The sequence below is a fragment of the Arthrobacter sp. B0316-5-4 genome, assembly GCF_059090325.1.
Genome location: NZ_JBNHFN010000001.1, coordinates 617510 through 644062 on the forward strand (window position 1 = coordinate 617510; position 26553 = coordinate 644062).

The window sequence follows — 26553 nt, forward strand, 5'->3', positions numbered from 1 at the left end:
TATCCAGGGGGATACGCATGGGCCCGAAAGACAACCCCGACGCTGCCGGCAACAACGGCAGCGGCGGGGACAACAACGCCGATTTTGGAGCGGGCAACAATCCGCCCAAGCCCCCGCCGTGGCAGGTGCCCAAACCCGAACTCCACCCCGAACTGTTCGCGCCCGTGGAAGAACCGGCCCAGGAACAGCCGGGCAAGAACCAGGACAAGAGCCGGGCCGCCGGCAAGGGCAAGAAGCGCCCTGTAGCCGCTGGGGCATCCCAGGGCCCGGCAGGAACACCGCAGCCCGGCCAGCCCATGCCCGTTATTGACCCCTTCGCCAAGGAACGCGAACGCGGCGCAGCGGAAGCAGCCAAGAAGAAGAAGCGCTCGCAGCGTCGCACCGTAGTGGTAGGCCTCGGCGTGACTGCCTTGTTGGCTGGAACCATCACCGCGATCGTTGCCAGCAACGAGCAGGAAGCCGACTACGCACAGGTCTGCTTCAACGAGGAAACCGGCGAGCGCGTTGACGACAACCAGTGCGACAACAGCAGCTCGGCGGGCCGCAGCTCGGGCATCTACGCCTGGTACTTCTATTCGCGGGGCGCCAGCGTTCCGGCCGTCGGCCAGAACAGGTCCGCCTACCCGAGCTACACCAAGAACGTGCCGTCCGGCGCCAAGTCCTCCACCGGGTACAGCACCAAGGGCGGCACTGTCAGCCGCGGCGGTTTCGGCAGCAGCTCCAAAAGCGGCGGAAGCTCGGGGGGCTAGGGATGCGTCGACTGCCCTCCGTGCCCCGTCCGGACTGGAAGAAGAAGATCGAAGAACAGGGCCTGGTCTTTTCCACCACCACCATGCCCGATGGCCGCAAGATCGAATACTGGAACGAATCGGCGTACTACGAATTCACCATGGACGAGGTGGAAGCGCTGGAAAAGACCGCCGAGGACATGCACATCATGTGCTTGGAAGCCGCGAAATACCTCGCTACCGGAGCCATGGGCGACATAGGCATCGGACAACAGGCGCTGGAGCTTGCCGGTGACTCGCTGTTGGCTGCGGACATGGACATTTATGGCCGCTTCGACTTCATTTATGACGGCAAGGGCGGTCCAGCGAAGATGCTGGAGTACAACGCCGATACCCCCACAGGATTGATCGAAGCTTCCGTTGCCCAGTGGTTCTGGCTCCAGGACGTCTTCCCGGAGAAGGACCAGTGGAACGGCATCCATGAAGCCCTGATCCGGCAGTGGAAGAAATTGCAGTTCCGCACCGGCATGAGCACCCTGCACGTGGCCCACTCCGAGGCTGAGGAGTCAGGCGAAGACTGGATGACGGCCGCCTACATGCGGGACGTCGCCAGCCAGGGCGGATGGACCACCATCGGCATCAACATGTCCGATATCGGCTGGGACCCGAACCTGAACCGATTCGTGGACCTGGACAACTTCATGATCAGCACCATGTTCAAGCTGTACCCATGGGAACTCATGATGAAGGAACCGTTCGGACAACGGCTCCTGCAGCGGGCCCACAACCCCCGCTGGGTTGAGCCCGCCTGGAAGATGCTGCTGTCCAACAAAGCCCTGCTGGCAGCGCTGTGGCACCTCTATCCGAACCACGAGAACCTGCTGCCGGCGTACCTGGGAGACCCGGGTCCGCTCAAGGAGTGGGTGGCCAAGCCGTTGCACGGACGCGAGGGCGACAACATCCGCATCCACGCCCCTGGCATCGAGATACAGCAGCCCGGCGGTTACGGCCGCGAAGGGTGGTGCTTCCAGCAGTACCACTCCCTTCCGGATTTCGACGGCAACCATCCCGTCCTGGGCCTCTGGGTAGTGGATGGCGAATCCGTGGGCTGCGGCATCCGCGAATCGGACGGCCCCATCACGGACTACTTCTGCCGCTTCGTTCCCAACACCATCGACGCCCCCGCGCCTGTCGCGCCCCCTGCTACTTCCTACGGAGCCGCACTATGAGCACTGAAACCTCGACGCCGGGTGGCGGCTCAGCGGGCGGCGACCGTTCCGCCGTCGTACCTTCCAAAGGCCTCCACGCAGGAATCCTGGACCTGGGCGACTCCGTCATGCTGGGCCTGGCCTCCACCGCGCCCGTGTATTCGCTGGCCGCAACGCTGGGCCTCATTGTCGCTGTTAACGGCAACTACACTCCACTGATCCTGGTCCTCGGCTTCATTCCGGTGCTGTTCATCGCCTATGCCTTCCGGGAACTTAACAGCGCCATGCCCGACTGTGGCACCACGTTCTTCTGGGCCCGCAAGGCCTTTGGTCCGTGGGCTGGATGGCTTGGCGGCTGGGGAGTTGCCCTCGCCGGGATCGTGGTGTTGGCCAACCTGGCACAAATCGCCGGCAAGTATCTCTGGCTGCTGGTCGGCGACGGTTCCTTGGCGGACAACACCTGGCTGGTGACGGCCACGGGCGTGCTGTTCATTCTGTTCATGACGTACGTGAACCACCGCGGGATCCGGCTTGGCGAGCACGTCCAGCGCACCCTGACGTACATCCAATACATTTCCTTGGGCATTTTCGCAGTAGCCATCATCTTCAGGATTGCCGGCGGCGCGCCCGAGGGGCAGCCCTTTGACTTCGAATGGTTCAACCCCGCGGGAGCCTTCGCGGACCCCGGCGCCGTGGTGCACGGGGTGCTGCTGGCGCTGTTCATTTACTGGGGCTGGGACACATGCCTGGCCCTCAACGAAGAAACCGAGAACCCGGCGAAGACCCCTGGCCGTGGCGCCGTCATTTCAGCGACGGTCCTCCTGGCGATCTACGTTTCCGTGGCACTGTTGGTCATGATGTACGCCACCATCGGCTCGGACGGCATCGGGCTGGGCAATGAAGCCAACCAGGATGACGTCTTCCTGGCCATGAAGGATGTTGTGCTGGGCCCTTGGGGCTGGTTGATTGTTGTTGCCGTGCTGGCCTCCGTCCTGTCCTCCACGCAGACCACCATTCTTCCTACCGCCCGCGGAACCCTGTCCATGGGTGTCCACGGAGCCCTCCCTCCCCGTTTCGGCAAGGTCCATGAGCGTTTCATGACGCCCGGGTTCTCCACGCAGGTCATGGGAGCGGTGGCCGTCGTCTACTACGTGGCCATGAGCTTCCTCAGCGAGAACCTGCTGTCCGATTCCATCAGCGCCATCAGCCTGTTCATTGCGTTCTACTACGCCTTGACCGGGTTCTCCTGCGTCTGGTTCTTCCGTTCCACGCTCCGTGATTCGGCCCGCAACCTGTGGTTCCGTGGCATCCTGCCGTTGCTGGGCGCGTTGTCCCTTACCGCCGCGTTCTTCGTCTCGGCGGTACAGATGTGGGATCCGGCCTACGGGGATACCCGCATCTTCGGGATCGGTGGCGCGTTCGTCAGCGGCGTCCTGCTCCTGGCCCTCGGCGTGGTGCTGGCCATTGTGTGCAGGTTCGCGCCGTCCACCCGCGGTTATTTCACGGGCGAACGAGCCGAGGTTGGGATAGTCCGCGGCGAGTAGCGGCCTAGGATGCTGGAATGAGCGATTCAACGACGAACCCCTCCGACATCCTGGCCCTTGACTCCCTGTTGACTGCGGACGAGTTGGCCCTCCGCGAGAAAGTGCGGGACTACACAGCGCAGCGGATCAGGCCGAACATCTCCCGTTGGTACGAGGACGCTGACTTTCCCAAGGAAATTGCCCCGGAACTGGGTGAGCTCGGGGTATTGGGCATGCACTTGGAAGGGTATGGATGCCCCGGCAGGACCGCGGTCGAATATGGCTTGGCAGCGATGGAACTGGAAGCCGGCGATTCAGGGATCCGCACCTTTGTCTCGGTGCAGGGTTCCCTGGCCATGACGGCCATCCATAAATGGGGTTCCGAGGAGCAGAAAGAGCGATGGCTTCCACGGATGGCGGCCGGCGAGCTGATCGGCTGCTTCGCCCTGACGGAGCCGACAGCTGGTTCGGACCCGTCGTCCATGACCACGTTTGCCCGACGGACCGCCGGCGGTTGGGTCCTGGACGGTGCCAAGCGTTGGATCGGCCTCGCCTCGATCGCCGACGTCATGGTGGTGTGGGCCAACACTGAGGATGGCATCCGGGGTTTCCTGGTCCCGGCGGGAACCTCCGGGGTGACCGCGACGCCGATCGAACCAAAGCTTTCCATGCGCGCCTCGATCCAGTGCGATGTGACGTTCGACGGCGTGGGGCTGGGTCCGGATGCGATCCTCCCCGGCGCTGCAGGGTTGAGGGGGCCGTTCACGTGCCTGAACGAGGCCCGTTACGGAATCGCGTGGGGTGCGATGGGTGCAGCGCGCGATTCCTACGAGGCAGCCCTGGAGTATGCCGCCACCAGGCTCCAGTTCGGGCGGCCATTGGCCGGGTATCAACTGACGCAGGAAAAGCTGGTGAACATGCTCGTGGAAATCCAGAAGGGCACGCTCCTGGCCCTTCACCTAGGCCGATTGAAGGACGCGGGACACTTGCAGCCACAGCAAATCTCGCTCGGAAAGCTGAACAACGTCCGGGAGGCCATCAAGATTGCCCGTGAGGCCCGGACCATCCTCGGTGGGAACGGCGTCACGCTGGACTACTCCCCTTTGCGGCATGCCAACAATCTGGAGTCCGTTCGGACCTATGAGGGCACGGACGAGGTCCACACCCTCATCCTGGGGCAGCACATCACCGGGATCGGGGCGTTTCGCGGCTAACCGTCCCCAGTTGCGAGGCCCGCTCTGCGCGTTTCCGGGCCGGAATAGCGTGCAGAGCGGGCCCAACAAGCGCGCTTAGGCCACCGCGGCCGGCACCTTCTTGGCGGCGTCCTTACGGATGGTGGCGCTGATGACGGCCGCCACGGTGCACATCGCGGCGGCGCCGAGCCACGCGTAGTTGTAGTGTCCGGTGGCGTCGCGAATGAATCCGGCCGCCAGTGCTGCCGCAGCGGCGCCGAGCTGATGGGCGGCGAACACCCAGCCGAACACCACCGAGCCGTCCGCGCCGAACACCGAACGGCAAATCGCCGCGGTGGGAGGCACAGTTGCAACCCAGTCGAGCCCGTAGACCACCACGAAGATGATCATGCTGGGCTCCACCGATGAGCCCAGCAGCAACGGCAGCACCAACAGGCCAATCCCGCGGAATTGGTAGTACACGGCCAGTAGGACTTTGGGGTTGAACCGGTCGGTCAGCCAGCCGGAGGCGATGGTCCCCACGATGTCGAAAATTCCGACGACGGCCAGCAAGCCTGCCGCTGTGGTTTCCGGCATGCCGTGATCGTGGGCCGAGGGGATGAAGTGCGTGCCGATAAGGCCGTTGGTGGTGGCCCCACAGATAGCGAACCCTGCTGCCAATGCCCAGAAAGTACGGACTTTGCTGGCACGCTTGAGGACCTGCAGGGCACGCACGGCAGCGTTGGCGGAGTCGGACGTTGCCGGCGACGGCGTGGCACCGGCGTCGGCGGCTTGAGCCGTGGGTTCTTCTGCACCATAAGGCAACACCCCGACGTCGGCCGGTGAGTTCCGCAACCAGCGCAGCACCAGCGGAACCACGGCGAGCGCACCCGCGGCGATGAGCAGCGAGGCACCCCGCCAGCCCGGATTCTGGGCGAGGGCTGCGATGAACGGTAGGAAGATCAGCTGCCCGGCGGCGCTTCCCGCAGTGAGGATGCCGATGACCAGACCACGGTTCTTTGCAAACCACGTGTTGGCAATTGTCGCGGCGAACACCAGGGCCATGGATCCCGTGCCGAGCCCGATCAGGACGCCCCACGTGAGCAGGATTTGCCAGGACTGGTTGACGAAGACGGTCAGTGCCGAGCCCAAACCGATGAGGCACAAGGCCAGCGAGGTGACCTTTCGGATGCCGAACCGTTCCATCAGCGCAGCGGCAAAGGGCGCGGTCAAGCCAAACAGGACCAGGTTGATGCTGACGGCCAGGGACAGCACCGTGGTTGACCAGCCGAACTCCTGCTGGAGGGGGACCATGAGCACACCTGGCGCCGCACGGAACCCTGCCGCGCCTACCAGCGCCAGGAAGGCTACCGCGGCAACGATCCAGGCGGGGTGCAGGCGTGGCCGTTTGCCGGAGGGGGCCCGTTTTGTCCCGGACGGGGTTCCTGTGAGGTCGGGAGCGGTCATGCGGAAATCTCCGATTCGTGGGCTGAAGCGTGGCTTTCGCGGGGTGCTACGGCGAGTGGGAGTGGATGGTCGCTCCGTTTGTAACTGTGCCAGCTGGTGTTGGCGGCGGTCAGGGCGACGCCGCAATGCGCGCAGGTGTCAGCCGACGAGGTTGCTTGCCCACAGTCGGTATGGATGACCCGCATGTGGGAGACCTCGTTGGGGGCGTCCAGGTGTTTTTCGGCCCAGATGATGATGGCATTCAGGACCGGGAGCGCGTCCTCGCCCTTAGGGGTGAGGACGTATTCCTGGCGGGTACGTGCTCCGTCCTGGTACGGGCGTTGGACGAGCAAGCCGGATTCAACCAACCAGGCGAGGCGTTTGCTCAGGACATTGTCTGAGACCTCAAGCCGCTGCTTGATGGCATCGAACCGACCGTTTCCGAAGAATATTTCGCGGAGGACCAGACTTCCCCATGGGTCGCCGAGGACATCCAGGCCGCGGGCAAGGCTGCACGTACGGTCGGACCAGTCAGATCGCAGGGGCATGAGCACCAAAGTAGCTGACTTCTCTAAAGAAAGCCAGAGTTCGAACCGCACGACACGCCCCCGCCGGTTTGCCGCGGTTTCATCATCGGTTCACTTCGGCTGCCTAGGCTGGCCGGGTCAACCTTGACCATGAAAGGCGTCTTGATGTCCTCGCACTCCCCTGATTTGGTGAAACGTTCAACCGACGGGTCCATCGGCGTGTCCCGCCGCGGCTTCCTCGGCACCGCAGCCGCGGCCACGGCATTGGCCGCAACCGGATCCCTGCTGCCTCCCTCTGTCCAGGCGGCGATGGCCAAACCCGTTCCGCCAGGAAACCTCCAGTCCATCAAGCATGTGATCGTGCTGATGCAGGAAAACCGTTCTTTCGACCATTACTTCGGCTCGCTTCGCGGCGTCCGCGGCTATGCCGACAAGTCCGTCACCCGCCTGCCCAACGGCAAGTCCGTGTTCGAACAGCCCCGCGCCACCGGAGAGACGGTATTGCCCTTCTCCCTCCGCAAGGCCGCCGAACTTGCCGGCAGGCCAGGCTCGGACATCCAGTACCTCGGCGACTTGGACCACTCCTTCGCCGGCACCATCACGGCTTGGAACAACGGCTGGTGTGACAAATGGATTCCCGCCAAGAGCGCCTCCACCATGACGTTCTACGAGCGCCAGGACATCCCACTGCAGTACGAACTCGCTGACACTTTCACCATCTGCGACGCCTACCACTGCTCCGTCAACGGTTCCACCAACCCCAACCGCACCTACCTTTGGAGCGGCACCACGGGCAACGAACCCGGCAGCAGCAAGAGAGCCGTCACCAACGCGGCCTACGGCTACGACCACGGCGGCTACGACTGGACCACCTATCCCGAGCGGCTGGAGCGGGCCGGTATCTCGTGGCGGATCTACCAGGACTGGGACAACTTCACGGACAACGCAGTGGAGTACTTCCAAACGTTCAAGGCCATCGGCAGGAAGATGTTGGCCTCCGTGGACGGCAAGCTCCGCACCACCGAGGAGTTCTACGACAGTCTTGCCGGCAAGGGCGCCGCCGAACAGGATCGTCTCCTCGCCCAATTGGAAGCCGGCAGGAGCACACTGACCGATGCCGAACGGTCGTTGTTCGACAAAGCCATGTGGCGTGGCCGCCCCGACACCCTCCTTGAACGCCTCAGCAAGGACATCGCCGATGGCACCCTACCGCGGGTCAGCTGGCTCGTCCCCTCGGCGGCGGATTCCGAACACCCCGGAGCTTCCACGCCCGTGGGCAGTGCCAACTTCGTTTACCGCCTGCTGGATACCATTGCCAGCGATCCCGGGACCTGGGACAGCACCGCCATCTTCCTGAACTTCGATGAGAACGATGGCTACTTCGACCACGTTCCGCCGCCCGTCCAGCCGCGCCCGGCCTCCGGAGAATCCACGGACTGGACCACCGCACGGCCTATCGGACTGGGCCCCCGCGTCCCCATGACCGTGGTCTCGCCCTGGACGATGGGCGGCGTCGTCAGCTCCGAGGTCTTCGACCACACGTCCGTCCTGAGATTCCTGGAGCGTTGGACCGGCGTCGAGGAACCCAACATCTCGCCATGGCGGCGCGAGGTCTGTGGCGACCTGACCGGCGTCTTCAACTTCGATTCCCCCGGCACGCCTCCAACCCTTGACCATCCCGCCCCGGTGCCCGCCAAGATCAGCCGCTGGCGCCCGAATCCCCCTGCCGTCCAGGTAGCCCCGATCCAGGAAACCGGCACCCGTCCTGCCCGGCCGCTGCCGTATCGGCCGCGGGTTTCCGCCACAGTCAAGCAAGGGAAGATCAACCTGGAACTGGGCAACAGCGGGTCGCGCTCCACCCACTTCACGGTCTACGGCTACGCGGGCGAAGTCTCCGAACCCCTGCACACGGACGTCGCAGGCAGCCGGACGGTGGAAGTCCCCGTAGCCGCGGGAACGTTCGACGTCGTCGTCACCGGGCCCAACCGGTACCAGTACGAACTGAAAGGCACGACGGCGGGTGCCGCCTCGGGCGTCGACGTCGCCGTCACGGGGCGCCGCGGCAAGAAAGCCGTGGAACTCGAAGTGCGTAACACGGGGTCGGCGGCAGTGACAGTATCGCTGGAGTCCCTGCAGTACTCAGCCGGGAAGGAAACGGTGAAGCTCAAGCCGGGCCAGAGCAGGAAGATCGGCTGGGACACTGCAAACGGCTGGTACGACCTCCAGGTCACCTCAACTGAGGATGGGTCTTTCAGGCGTCGCCTGACCGGCCGTGAGGAAGACGGGCAAGAGGGCATCTCCGGCTAGCGGGTACACCCATTCCGGCTCTTGTCCGTCACCCCCGCCTTAGAAGGGTGGGTGTGACGGACAAGGGCCGGCGGCGTTAGCTGATCTTGGCGAAAGCCTGCTCGAGGTCTGCGATCAGGTCCTCTGCTTCCTCGATGCCACAGGACAGGCGCAGGAGGTTCACGGGGACGGCCAGTTCGGTGCCCTTGACCGAGGCGTGGGTCATTTCCGAGGGGTAGTTCATGAGCGACTCGATGCCGCCCAGTGACTCTGCGAGCGTGAACACAGTGGTGTTCTCGGCAACGGTCCGGGCCGCTGCTTCGCCGCCCTTGAACTGGACGGAGACCATGCCACCGAACTTCTTCATCTGCTTCGCCGCGAGATCGTGGCCGGGGTGGTCCGGCAGGCCCGGGTAGAGCACAGCTTCCACCTCGGGACGCTGCAGCAGCCATTCAGCCACGGCCTGGCCATTCTCGCTGTGGCGGTCCATGCGGACGCCCAGGGTCTTCAGGCCACGGGTTGTCAGGAACGCGTCCATGGGACCGGAGACGGCGCCCACCGCGAACTGGATAAAGCCGATCTTCTCGGCCAGCTCCGCATCCTTGACCACAAGGGCGCCACCCACGACGTCCGAGTGCCCGCCGATGTACTTGGTGGTTGAGTGGACCACGACGTCGGCACCCAAGGCGAGCGGGGTCTGCAAGTAGGGAGAGGCGAAGGTGTTGTCGACCACCAGGAGGGCCCCGGCGTCGTGCGCTACAGCGGCGAGCGCCTCGACGTCGGTGATTTTCATCATCGGGTTGGACGGCGTCTCCACCCACACAATACGTGTCTTGTTGGCCTTGACTGCCGCAGCTACTGCATCGAGGTCGGACATGTCCACGGGAGTGTTGCCGATGCCCCAGTCCCCCAGGACACGGTTAATGAGCCGGTAAGTGCCACCGTACGCGTCATTGCCAAGCACGATGTGGTCACCCGGGCGGGCCAGCGCGCGGATCAGCGAGTCTTCGGCGGCGAGGCCGGAGCCGAAGGAAAACGCGGCCGATCCGCCTTCCAGGGCGGCCAGCTGTTCCTGTAGCGCATCACGCGTGGGGTTGCCACCGCGGCCGTATTCGTAGCCGGACCGCAGGTTGCCAATGCCGTCCTGCGCGTAGGTGGTGCTGAAATGCAGCGGCGGAACGACTGCACCGGTCCGGGGCTCGAAAGCCTGTCCCGCATGAACGGCTCGCGTGTTGAATCCGGCGTTGTTGTTGGCAGTCATGGAAGCACCTCTTTGTTTCTTGAAGGTTTGTTCGTTCAGCGGGTGGATTAGGCGCACGCTTAGTTGCTCAGGTACGCCAAAAGGTCGTGACGGGTCAGGATGCCCACCGGGGCGCCCGCGAAAGTCACCATGACGGTATCGACGTCGGACAGCAGCTCACGGGCCGCTGAAATGGTTTCCAGCGAGCCGATCACCGGGAGGCGGTCGCCCATGTGTTCGGAGATCTTGTCCGCCAGCTTGGCTTCGCCACGGAACAGCTTGCTGGTGAGGCTGCGTTCGTCCACGGCACCCAGGACCTCGCCCATGACCACAGGCGGTTCCTGCGAGAGAACCGGGATGTGGGAGACACCGAACTCGTTCATGATGTTGATGACGTCGCGGACGGTTTCGTTCGGATGGATGTGCACCAGGTCCGGCATCTCGCCGGTCTTGGACTTCAGGACTTCACCCACCGACGCTTCCTCGCCACCGGAAAGGAAGCCGTAGGAGCGCATCCATTGGTCGTTGAAGATCTTGGCAAGGTATCCACGGCCGGAGTCCGGAAGGATCACCACAACGACGGCGGACTCATCCAAATCCTTGGCCGCCTGGAGGGCCGCGACCACTGCCATGCCGGACGAGCCACCCACCAGGAGGCCCTCTTCGCGGGCGAGGCGGCGGGTCATGGAGAAGGAGTCGGCATCGGAAACGGCGATGACCTGGTCAGGGACGGCGGGATCGTAGTTGGCAGGCCACATGTCCTCGCCAACACCCTCCACGAAGTAGGGACGGCCGGTGCCGCCGGAGTAGACCGAACCTTCCGGGTCTGCCCCAATGACCTTGACCGGGCCGCCGTCGGATTCTGCCCGGTCAGCCGAGACCTGCTTGAGGAACCGCCCGGTGCCCGTGATGGTGCCGCCGGTTCCGGCGCCGATAACCACGTGCGTGACTTTGCCGTCGGTGTCGTTCCAGATCTCCGGACCGGTGGATTCGAAGTGGCTGCCGGGGGCTGCCGGGTTGGAGAACTGGTCCGGTTTGAAGGCGCCGGGGATTTCCTTGACCAAGCGGTCGGACACGCCGTAGTAGCTCTGCGGGCTTTCGGGAGCAACGGACGTTGGCGTCACCACAACCTCAGCGCCATATGCCTTCAGGACGGCACGCTTGTCCTCGCCCACCTTGTCCGGCACCACGAAGATGCACTTGTAGCCCTTTTGCTGGGCCACGAGCGCCAATCCCACTCCGGTGTTGCCCGACGTCGGCTCAACGATGGTTCCGCCCGGCTTGAGCCGTCCGTCCTTCTCGGCATCTTCGATCATCTTCACGGCGATCCGGTCCTTGATGGATCCGCCGGGATTGACGTATTCGAGCTTGACCAGGACGGTGGCTTTGATTCCGTCGGTGACGTGGTTGAGCTTGATGAGCGGCGTATTGCCGATGAGGTCCAACACGGACTGGGCATACTTCATAGGTACAAAGCTACCGCTTGCCCGCGCCCAGTCCCGCCTTGGCAAGGTGGGGCAGCCGCAGCCGGCCTAGCTGCCCGCGCCCGGATCCGTTTGCCAGAGACCCATGATGTTCCCTTCGGTGTCCTTGAAGTAGGCGTACCAGCCCATGGTGGGCACCGCGTCCTTCGCTTGGACCACACTGCCTCCGGCCGACTCCACCTGTGCCAGGGCCGCATCGACGTCGTCCACGTCGATGGTCAGGATAGGGGTCCTCAGCGCATCCGTCCGGGGGAACAAGGCACCGTTGATGGCTCCCGGCTCTTTGGGGGCACCCGTCTTTTCGTCGGATGGGGCGGTGATGGCGATGGTGTAGTCCATCCCCTGCATGGGGGTGAGGTTCCACCCGAAAGCACTCTGGTAAAAGGTGTTTGCCCGTTCTTTGTCATCCGTCGGGATCTCGAAATGCACTATTGCGGCCATGGTTTGGCGCTCCTTGTTCCTGGAAGTGTTTCCTCGGATGCGGCGCGGCCCGCCCGTGCCACATCAGGGAGTCTAGACCCGGGCGGCGGCTGCCGTAAGGGGCTTTTGATGGGATTGTCAGCCGGGCATGGGACCATGAAATCATGACCATCGCAGACGCCCCGCCACGTGTTGCGGCCGCGGCAGATGCAGCCATCAGGTGGCATCCCGGAAGTTCCTTCCGCTTGGATCAGACCATGTTCCCGCTCATGCGGGGTAACGCCGATCCGTCCTTCGCTGCGCACTCCTCCGGGTATTGGATGGCGTTCACGGCCGCATCGGGACCGGTCACGCTGCGTCTGTCGGGAGGCGGCTTGGGCGCCGGCTCCTTCGTGGACGCCCAAGCATGGGGCCCTGGCGCCGGGGAGGCCGTGGCCGGGGTGCCCAGGCTGCTCGGAGCCGGCGACGACTGGTCCGGTTTCGACGAACCCGCCTTCCATGCCACGCTTCCCCGCCTGGTCACAGAATCACGACGCCGGAACCTGGCCGTGCGGCTGCCCTCCACCGGGCGGATGGTTGACTCATTGGTGCCCACCATCCTGGAGCAGAAGGTAACCACCTTGGAGGCATGGCGCGGGTACCGGTACCTGATGTACAGGTACGGAACGCCGGCCCCTGGTATGGCCCCCGTGGGGCTCCTCGTTCCCCCAACTGCCCGGCAATGGCTGGCCATTCCATCGTGGGAGTGGCACAAAGCCGGAGTCGGGCCACAGCGCTCGGCAACAGTCATGCGGGCGCTGCAGTCCGCCGTCGCGCTTGAACGTCTCGCCCAACTGGACTCAGCCGAAGCCGGAGCCAAGCTGCAAACCATTCCTGGTATCGGGATCTGGACCGCCGCCGAGGTGGTCCAAAGGACCCACGGCTGCCCCGACTCGATTTCCGTGGGCGACTACCATTTGGCTTCCTACGTCGGGTACGCGCTGACCGGACAGAAGACCGACGACGCCGGCATGATCGAGCTTATGAAGCCCTGGCAAGGGCAGCGGCAACGGGTGGTCCGGATGCTGTACTTGAGTGGCTTCCGGAAGCCCACGTTCGGGCCCCGGATGACAGTGCAGGACCACCGCTCCCATTAGAAGCAACGCGGGGTCACTTACGGCCCATGTTGAACCCCGTAATGGGCCCTAAGTGACCCCGCGTTGCTCTAGCGGGATAACAGCTTGGCTCGTTTGATGCGCAATAGTACCCCGGCGAAGCCTTCGGCGAGATCGTCTGCGTTGACTTTGAAGTACGACCACCCCGCACTGAGGAACGCCTCATCACGCCGGATATCGCGGGAATGCTGTGCTTGCGTTCGGTGATGGGCACCGTCGTACTGGATGGCAATGCGGAATCGTCGGTAGCCCAAATCAGCCCCCGGTGACCGGGCGTCCCCCAAGTCCAGCTTTACCTGCAATTCGGGGTCGGGCAGCCCGGCATCCCGCATCGCGAGCCGAAGGAACGTTTCCGGATAAGAGTCGGCGCCAACACGCATCTCCTCCAGTGCGAGCCTGGCCTTCTCAACACCTTGAAGGTTGGGGTGCTGACGAATCAGCAATCGCAGTCCTGAGATGTGGGCAAACGGCTCCGTGCGAAGCTCGAGAGAGGGTCGGGGCAACCGAATCAAGTGATCCCCCATGGCGATGACATAGTTGAGCGGCAGCTGGTTGGCCAGGTCCAGCCATGTGCGGGGTCTAGCAGAGACGGGAATGCCATCAATCTCCGTCACTTCACCTGGATGGACCCGGACCCGATGCCCCTTTACTCCGGCACGACGGACCCTCGGTAGCACGTGCGGCTTGCTGAGGTGTATTAGCTCTCCGCTACCCATCCATGGAGGAAGTCCGAGTCCAGTCAGCAGGGCGGCCGTTTCATGCGAAATCCAGGCTCCCGGAGTCGCCGAAGTAACCACCCGTGCCCGTTCAGCCAAGTCGAGTTTTCGTCCGGTCGGCACGTGAATCAGGCGGCCGCCGTCGGAAAGGTCTTTTGCGCGGAGACGCTTTGACGATATACCCATGCTCCGCGACTCAAAAGGTAGTAAATGCGCGGTATTTCAGTTCCTCTGGCAAGGGAGTAATTCGGACCATGGTTCCAGTCTGTCCGTCCGACGCGGCCCCCGAATCGTTATCCACAGCCCACCCACGATATCTGCAACGCGGGGTCACTTACGGCCCATGTTGGGCCCTATTATGGGCCGTAAGTGACCCCGCGTTGCTTTAGAGGTGGAGGCGGGAGACCGCCTCTTGGCGCATGTCCACTTTCCGTACCTTGCCGGACACCGTCATGGGGAAGCTCTCGCGTACATCCACGTAGCGCGGGATCTTGTAGTGGGCCAGTTTGCCCCGGCAGTACTCGGCCAGGTCCGCGGCAGTCAGCGGACCGGCTCCAGGTTTGAGGATGATGCAGGCCATGAGCTCCTCGCCGTACTTTTCGTCGGGGACGCCGATTACCTGCACGTCCTGGATGGACGGGTGCAAGTACAGGAACTCCTCGATTTCACGCGGGTAGATGTTTTCACCACCGCGGATCACCATGTCCTTGATCCTGCCCTCGATCACGAGGTAGCCGTCCTGGTCCATGCGGGCCAGGTCGCCGGTGTGCATCCAGCCCTCGTCGTCGATGGCCTCGGCGGTCTTGTCCGGCTGGTCCCAGTACCCCTGCATCACGGCGTAGCCCCTGGTGCAGAGCTCACCAATCACTCCCCGTTCCACCACCTCACCGGTTCCAGGATCAACAATCCGGCTCTCGAGGTGCGGCATGGTCCGGCCCACGGTGCTGGTCCGCTGCTCCAACGTATCTCCGGCGCGCGTCATGGTGGACACGGGCGAGGTCTCGGTCATGCCATAGCAAATGGCCACGTCCACCATGTGCATCTCATCGATGACCCGCCGCATGACCTCGATGGGACAAAGGGATCCTGCCATGACACCCGTCCTCAGGGTTGAGAGGTCGTAGGAAGCGAAATCCGCCAGGGCCAGCTCCGCGATGAACATGGTTGGAACGCCGTACAGCGAGGTGCCGCCAAAGTCCTGCACGGCTTCAAGTGCTGCCGAAGGGCTGAATCCACGGCTGGGAATGATGGTGGCTGCCCCGAAGCTCAGCGCGTTCAGGTTGCCGATCACCATGCCGAAGCAGTGATAGAAGGGCACCGGGATGACCACGCGGTCATGCTCGGTGTAGTTCAGGAGCCTGCCTATCGAGTGCCCGTTGTTGAGGATGTTGTGGTGGGTCAGGGTGGCGCCCTTTGGGAAGCCCGTGGTGCCCGAAGTGTACTGCAGGTTGATGGCGTCGTGTGGGTCCAGGCCCGCCATGCGGTCGCGTAGCGCTGAGGGCCCGACGCCGTCAGCACGAGTCAGCAGCTCGGCGTAGGTCAGTTCGTGGCCGGCTTCGGGGACGCCGGCCGTGAGCCCGTTCGCCGGGTTGCCCGGGAGGAACACCACCTCGCGAAGCTCCGGGCAGGAGGCAGCCGCGGCACGCGCCATGCCCACGTAGTCGCTGTTCTTGTCAGAGGGCGCAGCAACCAGCATCCGCATGCCGTTCTGCTTCACCACGAACTCCAGCTCATGGCTGCGATAGGCAGGATTCACATTGACCAGCACCGCGCCGATCTTCGCTGTGGCGTACTGCAGGTGGGTCCACTCGGCGCAGTTGGGGCTCCAGATACCCACCCTTTCGCCCTTCGCCACGCCCGTGGCCAGCAGCGCGCGGGCGAGGCGGTCGACGTCGTCGTTCAGCTTTTGGTAGCTCCAGCGGCGGGCGTCCCCTCCAGGGGTTGCTGCCGCCTCTATGAGGGCGTCCCGGAGGGGAAACCGGGCGGCGATGCGCTCAAAATTGGCGCCAATGGTCTCTTCGAGCAGCGGGACGTCAGTGTCTCCGGCGGTGTAGGACAACATGACGGAACGCTACCAAGGGACGGCGCGCAACAGAACCGTAACCACCTCCAGCGCCGCCGTGTCCTGCCGGTAGGGTTGGAAGCATGAGTGCACCCATTGACCTGCAGGCCACGTTTATCCCCAACGAGGGCGAGTTCTTCCGCGTGAAGCTCGCTTTGGAAATCGCGATCGATGAGGTCGTCAACGAACCCGGCTGCATCCGTTACGAACTGACGGAAGCCACCGAAGAAAAGCTCGTCCTCACGGAGCGCTGGGAATCCGAGGAACTCCTCGAGAAGCACTCCAAGGGCATCGCGGTGCAGGACCTCAACGAGTCGCTGAGCGCCCTGCTTGCCGAGCCCGTCAAGCTCGACAGGCTCTAAGAAACCGCCAGAGCTGCGAGAACGCCTTAAAGCATCGAGGTCGCCGGAATTTTCCGGCGACCTCGATGCGTTTCCGGCGAACTCACCGGCGGGATTTAGCTTTCCTGAGCCTCGGCACGGGCCTTGGCGACGTGGGCGTGGACTTCTTCCATGTCCAGGCCCTTAACAGCCTCAATGACCTGTTCAAGCTGGGGGCCGTTGAGGGCGCCGGGCTGGGAGAAGACCAGGACCTTCTCGCGGAAGGCCATGAGCGTGGGGATGGAGGTGATCCCGGCTTCGGCAGCGAGTTGCTGCTCGGCCTCGGTGTCCACCTTCGCGAAGACCACGTCAGAGTGCTTCTCCGAGGCTGCGCCGTAGGTGGGAGCAAACTGGCGGCATGGGCTGCACCAGGCAGCCCAGAAATCCACCAGGACAATATCGTTGTCCTCGATGGTCGATGCGAACTGTTCTCCAGTGATGTCAACTGTAGCCATGGTTCCACGGTACGCGACCCTGCCTGCTAAGTCCCGCGGTGTTCGCTTCCCGCGTCACAGGGAATAACGGTGGGGTCCCCTCCGTTGTGAGGTCCGCTTAGCGGGCCAAAACCAATCCGGAGGGCGTAGAGCGGGCCCCGCAACGGGATGCTACCTGCCCAGGACGTACCTCAGGGCCGATGCGTAGAGTGGAGCCACTTTGTTGTGGCCAACCTGGTTCATGTGGATGTTGTCGAGGTAATTGCCGTCTGCTCCGGCGATGGTGGCACTACCGGCCATGGAAATGTGCGGCCAGCCGCGGAGTGCGGTTTCGCGCATCAGCATTCCATCCACCCATCGACGCTGGAAGTGGCTGGAGTCGTAGCGGGACAAAACGCCATTGATCACGATGGTGCTGCGCGGGTACTTGCGTCTGAGCTCGTCCCACAGCTTGTTGGCCTGGGACAGGATGGCTGCATCCGTCGCGAAGATCCGCGCATCGTTGCCACCAAGGTTCACCACCACGAGGCCCGGGTTGCCTTGGGGCAGGAGGATCCGGTCGTTCAGGACAGCGTCCGTTGCCGAGCCAACCGCGCTTCCGGAGACGTAACCTATTCCGCCGATGCTCCGCACCACCTGTCGGGGGTAGCCGGCAGCACGGGCTCCCTGTTCCGCCCAGGAATCAAGGTCGAGCTGGGAGTCGCCAAGGAACACAGCTGTCGATGCGTCCACGGGCTCGGCTGAATACAGCTCCTGGGTGGCCTTGTTCCAGATGGTCTCCAATTTCTGGAATGCCGCATGGTCGCCGCGGTAATCGGTCCAGGTGTCACGCAGCGGCCAGCCGAAGTCACCCGGGTTTTCCGACCACACCCTGTATGTCGGATTCCCAACGACTTGCGCTCCGGTGCCCGGCCCCCAGACCAGCCACCCCTTGGAGAATTGCTGTACCAAACCGCCGGCCCGCGGAAGTTTGTCTGTGAGGGGCAGGCCCAGGCTGCCGGCCGCTCCCCCAAGGGCCACGTAGCGGTTGTGGATGTCACCGTGCGTGGTGGAGTGCGCCCCGGTTGCCGCCGACCAATAGACCGTGCCGCCTTGGAACTGTTGGTACACGAAGTTTCCTTGGCGGTTTTCCTCCCCCACGGGATACCCCAGTGCACCGTTCTGTCCGCCCGTGGACGACCAGTAGGCACGGATTGCACCGGCCAGAGCGTGGGCTCCGGTGGCCGGGGACCAGACGATCATTCCGCGTTGGTACTGCTGTGCCGATCCCCCGTTCTTCAATTCGGTGGATTCGTCCGTGGTGGGGTATCCAAGTTCCCCGCCTTCAAGCCCTGACTGGCGCCAGCGCTCACGGATGGCTCCCATGGACGGATGCGCTCCGCTTGCCTGCGACCAAACAATGAAGCCGTGTTCGTACACCTGGTACGTGCCGCCGTCGGGCAGTCCCGTACGCTCGCCGGTAACGGGATAGCCAAGGTAGCCGGATTCGGATCCCGTACGCAGCCAGGCAAAGTGGATCGATCCCGTGGTCTCCTGCGTGCCGGTGGCCCTCGAGGAAATGATGGCGCCGCGTTCGAAGACCTGCTTTGTTCCACCATCCCGAAGCCCGCTCGCCGTATCGGTCGTGGGATAGCCGTGGGAGCCGAACGGCCCACCCAAGTCCCACCACGCCATGCGAACGGCACCGTTCACTACAACCTTGGCTCCAGTCCTGGCCGACCACGCGATGTCTCCACCGGCGAATTTTTGCACGCATCCTGTAGAGGTGCACTGCTCGGTACCAGTTGGCCGCAGCAAAACGCCGCGCGCCCAGGGGCTCGTGTTGTACAGCTGTCCTATGGCGCCACTGACGGCCGGCCCCTGCACCCCGGTTTCCGCCGACGCCGACGCCACCCCTGACGGAAGGACCATGAGCAGCAATGCCGCTGCCGCTGTGGCGATTTTGTGCCGGAATCCTCCGGTGGCCGATCCTGAGGACCCCATGCTGCTACCCCATATAAACGCGGGCGGATTGCCCTGCCGCTGCTTCCCTGCCGGAAACACTCAGCCCAGTATCCCGATGCCGGTCACCAAGTTGCACGGCGACGCGTCCATTGCTGCGACATCGTTACTTTCCTGCAGCCCTTGCCAGCGACTGAACAGGTGTTTAGTGTTTGAAACATGCGTTCAGTCGCAGAGGATCTGACCACCCGCGCACGCATCCGGGACGCCGCCATCGGGCTCTTCGGACGTGAAGGATTCGCCCGCGCGACAGTCCGGGGCGTGGCGTTGATTGCCGGCGTCAGCCCAGCCTTGGTCATCCACCACTTCGGCAGCAAAGCCGGGCTCCGCGAAGCTTGCGACGAGCACGTTCTGGCCCTGACCGCCACCCAGGGACGCGAAAAAACAGACCCGGACACTTCGCAGCAACTGATCCGCGACTACCTGGAACATCCTGATCAATACGCCGACGAGATCAGCTATATCCGCCGCTCCCTGGGAGATGAATCCGACGCCGGGGATGCGTTCTTCGATGCCGTCGTCCGCCAAACCCACGAAATCATCACAGCTGGTATCGCTGCCGGCACAGTCCGGGACTTCAACAACACCCGGGCCACTGCCGTGGTGGTCGCCTCCCACAGCCTCGCCATGCTCATGTTGGGCAGGCACCTTTCCCGCGCGCTGGGCGTCGAAGCCCCTGCGCCCCACGGAATCGGCCCGGACCTGCTCCGACGGCTGGCCTTGCCGGCCCTGGAAATCTACACCAACGGCTTCTACACGGACTCGCGGCTCCTTGACGCTGCCAGCGACGCCCTTCACAACACCACCAGCAACAAAGGAAGGGAGCATGCCCCGTGACCCAGGCAATCGTCGTCGAGGGTTTGCGCAAGAGGTTCGGACGCCGGGAGGTCCTGCACGGCGTGGATTTCGCGGTGGACCGCGGAACAGTCTTCGGGGTCATCGGACCGAACGGCGCAGGGAAAACCACCACCATGCGCTGCCTGCTGGACATCATCAGGCCCAGCGCGGGAACCATTTCGGTGCTGGGCCAGGATCCGCGGCGCGCGGGGACTGCCCTTCGACGCCGGATCGGATACCTGCCAGGTGAGCTGCAACTTGAAAACCGGACCACCGGACGTCGCATGCTGGAGCACTTCGCGGCAATCAGCGGGCCAGTGGAACCGCGGTACATCAACGAGTTGGCGGACCGGCTGAACCTGGATCTGGACCGGCAGACCCGCAAGCTCTCCAAGGGCAACAAACAAAAGCTCGGTCTTCTGCAGGCGTTCATGCACCGACCCGAGCTGCTGGTGCTGGACGAACCAACCAGCGGCCTGGATCCCCTGGTCCAGCAACAGTTCCACGCGATGGTCCGTGAGGCGGTCGATGCCGGCGCGACGGTGTTCCTCAGTTCTCACGTCCTCAGCGAAGTCCAGCAGGCAGCAGACGCGGTAGCCATCCTTCGCGACGGCGACATTGTCACCGTTTCCACTGTGGAAGCCCTCCGCACCGCTGCCGTCCGGCAACTGAAGTTCAACGCCACAGACATACGGACGGACGACGTCGGCGCGTTGCTGGCCAGGGTGCCGGGAGTCGCCAACGTGGCAGTACGGGAGCTCCCCGCCGACGGCCATGCGGCCAGGACAGTGGAGGCAACCGCCTCGCTCTCCGGACCCGTCCAGGCCCTTGTCCAGGAGTTGGCGCGTTTGAACCTGACGGACCTTGTGCTCGAAGAACCCGATCTTGAAGAAGCGGTGCTGACGCTTTACGCAGGAAGTGACGTTGCGGAATCGGATAACACCGGTATCTCTGACGGCGCCGCAGCCAACCGCAGCCTTGGAGTCGGCCGCAACCTTAAGGAAGGGGCACACCGTGCCTAGGATCCTGCCACTCTTCACAAAAGCCCTGACGGACTCCTGGCGCTCCACCCTCGCGTGGGCTTTGGGCCTCACCGGGGCCTGCATGCTGTACCTGCCGATCTATCCCTCCATCGGGGGCAGCTCGCAGATGCAGGAGCTGATCAATGCGTTGCCACCACAGATGACCAAAGCCTTGAACTACGACCAGATCGCGACTGGCCCGGGCTATACGCAGGCCACCCTGTTCGGCTTGATCGGCTTCCTGCTGATGTCCATGGCTTCTGTTGGCTGGGGCGCGGCCGCTGTTGGCGGCGACGAGGAATCAGGGTTGCTGGAACTGACACTGGCGCACAGCGTTACCCGTGTTCAGGTGGTGCTGGAGCGGGCACTGGCGATCGTTGTCCGGGTTGCAGCCCTCTCCGCCCTCGTCTTCGTGTTGGTGCTGGGACTGAACGGTCCGGCGCAACTGAATATCGACGTCGGGCATCTCGCCGGTGCTGTCCTGCTGTTCGCCGCGCTGGCCTTGCTGAGCGCGACGGCCGCGCTCTTCGTGGGCGCCCTGACGGGCCGGAAGGTGTTCGGCGTCGCGGCTGGCGCCGCCGTGGCGGTCCTGGGCTACGTCTTCAACGCCGTGGGCAGGCAAAGCCCCAAGGTTGAGTGGTTGCTGAACCTTTCGCCCTACCACTGGGCATACGGCAACTCCCCTGTGGCCAACGGTGCGGACTGGGGAGTTGCCTTGGGTTTGCTCGGAATCTCGGCCGCGCTGATCGTACTGGCGGCCGTGGCAATGCACAGGCGGGACGTGGGCGTCTAGCTCCACACGTGTGGGCGTCTAGCTCCACACGTGCGGGGCGGGGCGGCGTGCCCCCGGAAGCGCGTTGTTCTCCCGCCATTCGTGGATCCATTCCGGCAGTTCGAGGCCTGCGGGAGGTGCGCCGAATTCTGCGATGATTTCTTCCTGCGTGACCGGCTTGCCTTTGTGGACCAGGCGGGTGGCGATGTGCGCGCGGGCGTAAATCTCGCCGTCCACCACCATCCGCTGCTCAAAGTAGATGGCCTTGGTGTCCAAGCCTATGATGCGTGTTTCGATGCTGTATTGCTGCCACAGCTGCAGGGATTTGCGGAAGGCAATGGTCTCCCCGGCTGCAACCGGGGTCCATCCGCGTTTGCGCATCTTGCTCCAGATACCGCTGCGGACCATGAGGTCGAACCGGCCCAGGTCCATGAGCGAGAAATACATACCGTTGTTGACGTGCATAGCGATGTCGATGTCCGTCGGCAGGACACGCAGAGGCAGCGACGACTCCTCCCACACGCCCAACGGCGTGCGCTTGGACGAGGTGAAGAGCAGCATAAGAGTGCGAAGTAGCAGGTGCATGCTCCAATGTTACCCATCAGTAACATTTGTGGGAATAGCCGGATCCAGGTTGGGCGACTGCTGCACTTTATGTCCAACGATTGCACTAACGTTTACCGCCGGTTCATCAAACACGTGCACAATATCTGGAACTGTATCGATGGACGAACATACAAGGGGGACCCCTTTGAGCACGCTGCAAACCACCATGCCTCACGGCGAAGTCTGGCCGGAACTCTCCCGCCACCAGGTTGTTGTCCTCCAGGATGCCCGCGGCAACCGCATCGAAGGAACCATTGACGGTATGACCAATGACCGCAGCACCCTGTGGATCCAACTCAAGGGCGGCTTGGGCCGGCAACTGATTCACTACCTGGATGGTTACTGGTTGGAAGCACCCGCCGCCTAACGCCGGCGTAGCTTCTGCGGTGGCTAGTATTCCCCTATGACTCAAGCGCGATACCGCGACCTGGTGGAATGGCCGCTCATGGCCACGGCACTGATTTTCCTCACTGCCTACGCATGGCAGGTCATCGGCCGCGTAGACGGCGCCGCGGGCACGCCCTTCGAAGTCATCATGTGGGTCACGTGGGGCATTTTCGCGCTGGATTATTTCGTTAACCTGTGGCTCGCAGAGAACAGAACGCGCTGGTTTCTCTGGAACCTGCACGAGCTCCTGATCGTGGTACTGCCCTTCTTCCGCCCGCTTCGACTGTTGCGGCTGGTGACACTCCTCTCGGTCCTCCAACGCACGGTAGGAGAAACGTTGCGAGGACGCGTGGCCACCTATGTGGCGGGGGCCGCCGCGATGCTCATCCTTATTGGCGCTCTCGCGGTCCTCGACGTCGAGCAAAACGCCCCCGACGCCAAAATCCTGACCTTCGGCGACGCCGCCTGGTGGGCTGTCACCACCATCACGACAGTGGGCTACGGCGACCTCTACCCGGTTACCCCCATTGGCAGGGTGGTGGCCGCTGCCCTCATGATGAGCGGCATCGCCGTCCTGGGTATTGTCACCGCTTCCATCGCATCGTGGCTCGTGCAAAGGATCGAGGAGAACGCAGAAGGTATGGCGGCCGCCGCGGAAGTGAAGGCCGCAGCGGCCGAGGAGCCCGTCCGCGCGGAGATGGCGGACCTGGTTGCTGAAATCGCCGCACTGAGGATGGAGATCGCCGAGCTCCGGCGGATCACCGAACGCCCCTAGTTATAGGGCTCGCGCGCCCCGCTGGACCCGCGCGCTTTTGGGCACAAAAAAATCCCCGGAACCATTGGTTCCGGGGATTTTTCCTGGGTGGCAGATGAGGGATTCGAACCCCCGTAGGCGTTGCCAGCTGATTTACAGTTGTCACAGCCGAGTGATCACCAGTTATCAGAAGTAGCCTAGAGCGGCTTGCTTTCAGGGGATTCTCCCGGAGCAAGCCCCTCTAGTTGTCAGCTTTCATCCCCAACAAACGCCTCTTCCCCAACATTTCCCCCACAAAATACGCTGGGCCAGTCAGCACACGGTGGTGGGATTACAGTCCATCGGAACCGCTATAAACCTTCTCGTAAACGCCTCACATCGACGCTGGAGGAGTGTCGCTTTGCCACTTCTCCAAAGACTCCGTGCATCCAAGCCCTGCTGTACATGAACCACCAATCGAGGATTGCTGTCTCGACTTCCGCTTTTACCTCGATCAACCAAGGGCTCGTAGAGTCCCCAAGCAGATGAGCATGCTTGGGGAAGACAATGACGTTCACGATCTCGGACCACTGGTCAGCCGGGGACGGTTCCAGCCGCGGTCTATCGGCTAGGGCATTGAGGTCGTGGAAGCGCCCATTGCGCCCGTAGTCGGACATAAGTCCTAGAAGCATTCCGGAGATAGGGTTCGTTTCTACCTTCTCGATCAACCCCCGAATGTAGGAGGGGTGCGTGGCCTGATTGATGCGAAGATGCAGGTGTTCTCGCGCCCGTGCGTCGAGAGTATCGACGTCGTGGCCCCACTTCTGCATCGTGCCAACACTCGGCCACGGCTGTCCCTCGGCTGTCTGCGCCAAACCTAGAGTCAGCTTGAGGAGCTTTTCGGAGCCGAGCGCAAAGCACGACAACATACCGGCCAAGTCGCCCTGCCACTTATAGGATCGCAGCAAGATAACTCCGCTGCGCCCCAAATTCAGACAGTTCCCCGTCTCGCTATCCAAGCTCAAGAATTGCTGCTCCAACACCATGAGACGAGGTTATCCGCTCAACGTGGGCAAGCCATCCCCGAGCGCCACACATGCGGTACAGCTGCAGGGCTTTCGGATGCTTCACCTCGGACCAGCCAAAGCCGCGGTACTCGGGATCCGTCATGAGTTGCCGGATGGTGTCCCGTTCGTCGCTGGTCACGGCACGTTCCCCGGCGAGGTTGGTCAGGGCGAAGCTTCCCACTCTCATCAGCTGGTGTGTGTGGGGTTCCGGTATTTCGTCGGCTTTGTTCATGGTCAGGTACAGGATCAGGCAATCGCGGGTCAGCACCCCAATTTCCCCGTACTTCGTTTCCCAGTCGACCGGCTGCCGCTTCTCCGGGCCTTTGAGTTTCCTTTCCAGTTCACTCACGCGTGCCTTGCGTCCCATGCCCACTTCTCCTGTTCCTGTTGTTTGGCGATCTCTTCCAGCCGGGTCAAGCGCTGGTCCATGTCCTCAACGGCGATCCGGTGACCGAGGTCCAGCAGTTTCGCCGCTGCCCTCAGGCGGACGTCCTGCGACCTACTGGCGAGCAGGCGAACAAGAACCGCCACGGCCTCCTGCTGGGCTGCGAGGACCGCACTGAGTGCCTGCTGGTGCGTTTCCCGGGACAGGCGGCGGTATGCGTCCTGAAAGTCGGCCTGCCTCAGCCAGCGCCGGAGCGTTGAGACCCCGACGCCGGCCGATTCCGCTGCCGTGCGGTGGTTCGGGGAGACCAAGAGGGCGGTGAGTGCGGCCTGCTGCCCCCGGCTTAGGCGCTCATCTGTGCTCATTAGCGCTCACCATCAGATGAACCACCGAGCACCGCCGGGCCTGCTCCGCTCGGCTGCCTGCTCGCGGGTCATTCCGTCCGGCCCGTCAGGCCAGTTGGTCCTTTTCTGGTGGAAACCGTCACGGGGCCCGCCTTGGATCCAGTCTGTTGCTGCAGGGAATGGTTCGATCAGGTCCACGCCTTGCACGGCTTCCAACAGGTCCGCTGCTGTGATGGTCGTCCGCATCCTGCCCGAGGGTGGATCCAGCTGCCGGTGGCCTCCTGACCGTTCGTCAGCGGCCCGGCAGTCTTTTACCAAGCGAAGCCAGCCGTTCCACTCTGCCGCGATAGCTTCTGTGGCACCGAGCGCCGCTGCGCGGGTCCGGTCGAGCAGGTCAGGGAGCGCTGTCCGGTACGCGGTTTCGACCCTGCCCCTATGTTCGGCCAGCAGCCGGTCCTGCCATTCTGTGGTTGCTTTACGGGCAGTTACCGCCCGGTGGAGGACAGCCGTGTGCTGTGGCATTTCCAAAGGTGCCGGCATCGGAGGTTCCGGCTGGAAGAGTTGCCGGCATTTCATGGCTTCGGCCCGCCACACTGCCATTGCCTCCTCCCGTTCGGCCCGGGCACCCTCAATAGCCTCACGCGCGGCACGCTCCCCCGCGTCGATCCGCTCATTTTCCTCAATCACCGGGGCCAGAATGTCAGCCCGCAAATGCTCCACTGTCTGGGGTGCTGTTTTCGGGCTCATGCTTCGTCCCCGAAGCTCTTCGCAATGGCCCGGTCGAGTGCGTCCATGGCGAACGTGTCATTTGCTCTGGGCTTGCCGTTCTTGGCTGGGGTCCGGGACGGGACAGCGCCGTGCTTGGTGGCCGCTGCCATTTGGAGCCGCTGCAGCTTTGCCCGTTGCAACGGGGTGCCGTGGTGGTCGATGGTGAACGCTGCCCCGGATCCGAGAGGGCCCCGAGGGTCAGCCCCGGAAGCAATAACGTCCTGCAGAATGTCGAAGGCCATTTCCACGGCGATTTCGGGAGTGAGGGTCATGATGATGATTCCTTTCGAAATGGTTCCTGCCCGGGCGGGAGGAACTTCACGCGGACTGCCGTTGATTCCGCTTGAGTTGGTCTTGACGTTGGAGGAGCAGCGGCAATGCCCGGTTTCGTTCGTCATGAGCTGACTGGCGGTTTCGTTCGTCGCGGGAGGTTTGCGTGTCCGCGGCCGGTGGCGTCGGCCAGACGTCGCCCTCCTCCTCTCTTTGTTCCTCTAATTGCTTCTCTACTCCTAGGGCCCAATAATCTGTTGGGCCTATACCAACAATCTGTTGGGTCTGTGGGGCAACGATTTGTTGGGGCGTAGGGGCAACAGATTGTTGGGGCTCCGCTGACGGTTGAGAAGCGTCAGGGGCAACAATCTGTTGGGTCTGCACAGGGTCGAGGTGAAGTGAGTACTCAGCCCTGCTCTTGTAACCTGCGCCTCCGCTGGAGGAGATCACTCCCTCCTTGGAGAGCTTGGCGACAGCCTTGCGCACAACCTCATGTGTACTCGCCCGGATTCGGCGTGAGATTTCCGCCTCCGGACTGCGGTCTGAGTCCTCCGGTTTGGCCGGCACAGCCTTCCCCAAGG

Annotated in this window: 27 protein-coding genes; 12 read left to right on the top strand and 15 right to left on the bottom strand. The window is 63.3% G+C overall.

The genetic code is table 11. The features are described from left to right. The first annotated feature begins 17 nt into the window (after positions 1–17). Genes AC5RU9_RS02885 through AC5RU9_RS02900 form a run of 4 tightly spaced genes read left to right on the top strand, consistent with a single transcriptional unit; the run spans position 18 to position 4673 of the window. On the top strand, positions 18–749 hold the full coding sequence (locus AC5RU9_RS02885; protein ID WP_494015235.1) for a Tat pathway signal protein: 732 nt from the start codon (positions 18–20) through the stop codon (positions 747–749). A 2-nt stretch (positions 750–751) separates the two neighbouring features. Next, entirely contained in the window at positions 752–1957 is a 1206-nt protein-coding gene (locus AC5RU9_RS02890; protein ID WP_494015236.1) for a glutathionylspermidine synthase family protein, read from the top strand. Next, positions 1954–3480, top strand: a complete 1527-nt coding sequence (locus AC5RU9_RS02895) for an APC family permease (RefSeq protein WP_494015237.1) — start codon at positions 1954–1956, stop codon at positions 3478–3480. The genes AC5RU9_RS02890 and AC5RU9_RS02895 overlap by 4 nt, the downstream gene beginning before the upstream one ends. Positions 3481–3497: 17 nt before the next feature. Then, positions 3498–4673, top strand: a complete 1176-nt coding sequence (locus tag AC5RU9_RS02900; RefSeq protein ID WP_494015238.1) for an acyl-CoA dehydrogenase family protein — start codon at positions 3498–3500, stop codon at positions 4671–4673. A 75-nt stretch (positions 4674–4748) separates the two neighbouring features. On the opposite strand, the gene AC5RU9_RS02905 is transcribed toward AC5RU9_RS02900, so the two are convergent. Together AC5RU9_RS02905 and AC5RU9_RS02910 are read right to left on the bottom strand one after the other, a co-directional pair. Beyond that, positions 4749–6098, bottom strand: a complete 1350-nt coding sequence (locus AC5RU9_RS02905) for an MFS transporter (RefSeq protein ID WP_494015239.1) — start codon at positions 6096–6098, stop codon at positions 4749–4751. After that, positions 6095–6625, bottom strand: coding sequence for a winged helix-turn-helix transcriptional regulator (locus AC5RU9_RS02910; protein ID WP_494015240.1), 531 nt, complete (start codon positions 6623–6625; stop codon positions 6095–6097). The genes AC5RU9_RS02905 and AC5RU9_RS02910 overlap by 4 nt, the downstream gene beginning before the upstream one ends. A 168-nt stretch (positions 6626–6793) precedes the next feature. Here AC5RU9_RS02910 and AC5RU9_RS02915 point away from each other — a divergent pair, with 168 nt between their 5' ends. Next, complete coding sequence (locus AC5RU9_RS02915) at positions 6794–8911, top strand: phosphocholine-specific phospholipase C (protein ID WP_494015241.1); 2118 nt, start codon at positions 6794–6796, stop codon at positions 8909–8911. 76 nt (positions 8912–8987) lie between these two features. Here the strand turns inward: AC5RU9_RS02915 and AC5RU9_RS02920 are convergent, their stop codons facing one another. The 3 genes from AC5RU9_RS02920 to AC5RU9_RS02930 form a co-directional block, all read right to left on the bottom strand. Next, positions 8988–10151 (bottom strand): cystathionine gamma-synthase, encoded by a 1164-nt coding sequence (locus tag AC5RU9_RS02920; RefSeq protein WP_494015242.1) that lies wholly within the window; start codon positions 10149–10151, stop codon positions 8988–8990. Positions 10152–10210: 59 nt separating this feature from the next. Next, complete coding sequence (locus AC5RU9_RS02925) at positions 10211–11596, bottom strand: cystathionine beta-synthase (RefSeq protein WP_494015243.1); 1386 nt, start codon at positions 11594–11596, stop codon at positions 10211–10213. 66 nt (positions 11597–11662) lie between these two features. Continuing rightward, positions 11663–12055 carry a VOC family protein gene (locus AC5RU9_RS02930; RefSeq protein WP_211712059.1) on the bottom strand — a complete coding sequence of 131 codons (393 nt, stop codon included), beginning with the start codon at positions 12053–12055 and terminating at the stop codon, positions 11663–11665. 143 nt (positions 12056–12198) lie between these two features. Between AC5RU9_RS02930 and AC5RU9_RS02935 the strand changes: the two genes are divergently transcribed. Beyond that, positions 12199–13170 carry a DNA-3-methyladenine glycosylase family protein gene (locus AC5RU9_RS02935; protein WP_494015244.1) on the top strand — a complete coding sequence of 324 codons (972 nt, stop codon included), beginning with the start codon at positions 12199–12201 and terminating at the stop codon, positions 13168–13170. Between the two features lie 68 nt (positions 13171–13238). Here AC5RU9_RS02935 and AC5RU9_RS02940 read toward each other — a convergent pair whose 3' ends face one another. Together AC5RU9_RS02940 and AC5RU9_RS02945 are read right to left on the bottom strand one after the other, a co-directional pair. After that, complete coding sequence (locus AC5RU9_RS02940; protein WP_494015245.1) at positions 13239–13802, bottom strand: endonuclease domain-containing protein; 564 nt, start codon at positions 13800–13802, stop codon at positions 13239–13241. A 487-nt stretch (positions 13803–14289) separates the two neighbouring features. After that, a complete protein-coding gene (locus tag AC5RU9_RS02945; protein WP_494015246.1) occupies positions 14290–15966 on the bottom strand; it encodes an AMP-binding protein in 1677 nt (558 codons plus the stop codon). Between the two features lie 83 nt (positions 15967–16049). Between AC5RU9_RS02945 and AC5RU9_RS02950 the strand changes: the two genes are divergently transcribed. Next, positions 16050–16328, top strand: a complete 279-nt coding sequence (locus tag AC5RU9_RS02950) for a putative quinol monooxygenase (protein WP_211712056.1) — start codon at positions 16050–16052, stop codon at positions 16326–16328. Positions 16329–16423: 95 nt separating this feature from the next. Here AC5RU9_RS02950 and AC5RU9_RS02955 read toward each other — a convergent pair whose 3' ends face one another. Both AC5RU9_RS02955 and AC5RU9_RS02960 read right to left on the bottom strand, forming a co-directional pair. Further along, entirely contained in the window at positions 16424–16801 is a 378-nt protein-coding gene (locus AC5RU9_RS02955) for a thioredoxin family protein (protein WP_211712055.1), read from the bottom strand. Between the two features lie 150 nt (positions 16802–16951). Next, complete coding sequence (locus AC5RU9_RS02960; RefSeq protein WP_494015247.1) at positions 16952–18763, bottom strand: SGNH/GDSL hydrolase family protein; 1812 nt, start codon at positions 18761–18763, stop codon at positions 16952–16954. A 177-nt stretch (positions 18764–18940) separates the two neighbouring features. Between AC5RU9_RS02960 and AC5RU9_RS02965 the strand changes: the two genes are divergently transcribed. Genes AC5RU9_RS02965 through AC5RU9_RS02975 form a run of 3 tightly spaced genes read left to right on the top strand, consistent with a single transcriptional unit; the run spans position 18941 to position 21433 of the window. Continuing rightward, positions 18941–19618, top strand: a complete 678-nt coding sequence (locus tag AC5RU9_RS02965) for a TetR/AcrR family transcriptional regulator (protein ID WP_494015248.1) — start codon at positions 18941–18943, stop codon at positions 19616–19618. After that, positions 19615–20640, top strand: a complete 1026-nt coding sequence (locus tag AC5RU9_RS02970) for an ABC transporter ATP-binding protein (RefSeq protein WP_494015249.1) — start codon at positions 19615–19617, stop codon at positions 20638–20640. Before AC5RU9_RS02965 ends, AC5RU9_RS02970 begins: the two co-directional genes overlap by 4 nt. Then, on the top strand, positions 20633–21433 hold the full coding sequence (locus tag AC5RU9_RS02975) for an ABC transporter permease subunit (RefSeq protein WP_494015250.1): 801 nt from the start codon (positions 20633–20635) through the stop codon (positions 21431–21433). The genes AC5RU9_RS02970 and AC5RU9_RS02975 overlap by 8 nt, the downstream gene beginning before the upstream one ends. Before the next feature lie 18 nt (positions 21434–21451). Here AC5RU9_RS02975 and AC5RU9_RS02980 read toward each other — a convergent pair whose 3' ends face one another. Next, on the bottom strand, positions 21452–21997 hold the full coding sequence (locus AC5RU9_RS02980; protein ID WP_494015251.1) for an acyl-CoA thioesterase: 546 nt from the start codon (positions 21995–21997) through the stop codon (positions 21452–21454). Positions 21998–22163: 166 nt separating this feature from the next. Here AC5RU9_RS02980 and AC5RU9_RS02985 point away from each other — a divergent pair, with 166 nt between their 5' ends. Further along, on the top strand, positions 22164–22385 hold the full coding sequence (locus tag AC5RU9_RS02985; protein WP_494015252.1) for a hypothetical protein: 222 nt from the start codon (positions 22164–22166) through the stop codon (positions 22383–22385). A 36-nt stretch (positions 22386–22421) separates the two neighbouring features. After that, positions 22422–23180, top strand: coding sequence for a potassium channel family protein (locus tag AC5RU9_RS02990; protein ID WP_494015253.1), 759 nt, complete (start codon positions 22422–22424; stop codon positions 23178–23180). A 329-nt stretch (positions 23181–23509) separates the two neighbouring features. On the opposite strand, the gene AC5RU9_RS02995 is transcribed toward AC5RU9_RS02990, so the two are convergent. Genes AC5RU9_RS02995 through AC5RU9_RS03015 form a run of 5 tightly spaced genes read right to left on the bottom strand, consistent with a single transcriptional unit; the run spans position 23510 to position 26100 of the window. Then, positions 23510–24184: a hypothetical protein gene (locus tag AC5RU9_RS02995; RefSeq protein ID WP_494015254.1), complete on the bottom strand. Its 675-nt coding sequence runs from the start codon at positions 24182–24184 to the stop codon at positions 23510–23512. Next, entirely contained in the window at positions 24150–24572 is a 423-nt protein-coding gene (locus AC5RU9_RS03000; RefSeq protein ID WP_494015255.1) for a hypothetical protein, read from the bottom strand. The genes AC5RU9_RS02995 and AC5RU9_RS03000 overlap by 35 nt, the downstream gene beginning before the upstream one ends. Further along, complete coding sequence (locus AC5RU9_RS03005; RefSeq protein ID WP_494015256.1) at positions 24551–24955, bottom strand: hypothetical protein; 405 nt, start codon at positions 24953–24955, stop codon at positions 24551–24553. The genes AC5RU9_RS03000 and AC5RU9_RS03005 overlap by 22 nt, the downstream gene beginning before the upstream one ends. A gap of 12 nt (positions 24956–24967) precedes the next feature. Next, positions 24968–25681 (bottom strand): hypothetical protein, encoded by a 714-nt coding sequence (locus AC5RU9_RS03010; protein WP_494015257.1) that lies wholly within the window; start codon positions 25679–25681, stop codon positions 24968–24970. Then, positions 25678–26100 carry a hypothetical protein gene (locus AC5RU9_RS03015; RefSeq protein ID WP_494015258.1) on the bottom strand — a complete coding sequence of 141 codons (423 nt, stop codon included), beginning with the start codon at positions 26098–26100 and terminating at the stop codon, positions 25678–25680. The genes AC5RU9_RS03010 and AC5RU9_RS03015 overlap by 4 nt, the downstream gene beginning before the upstream one ends. Positions 26101–26553 lie beyond the last annotated feature (453 nt).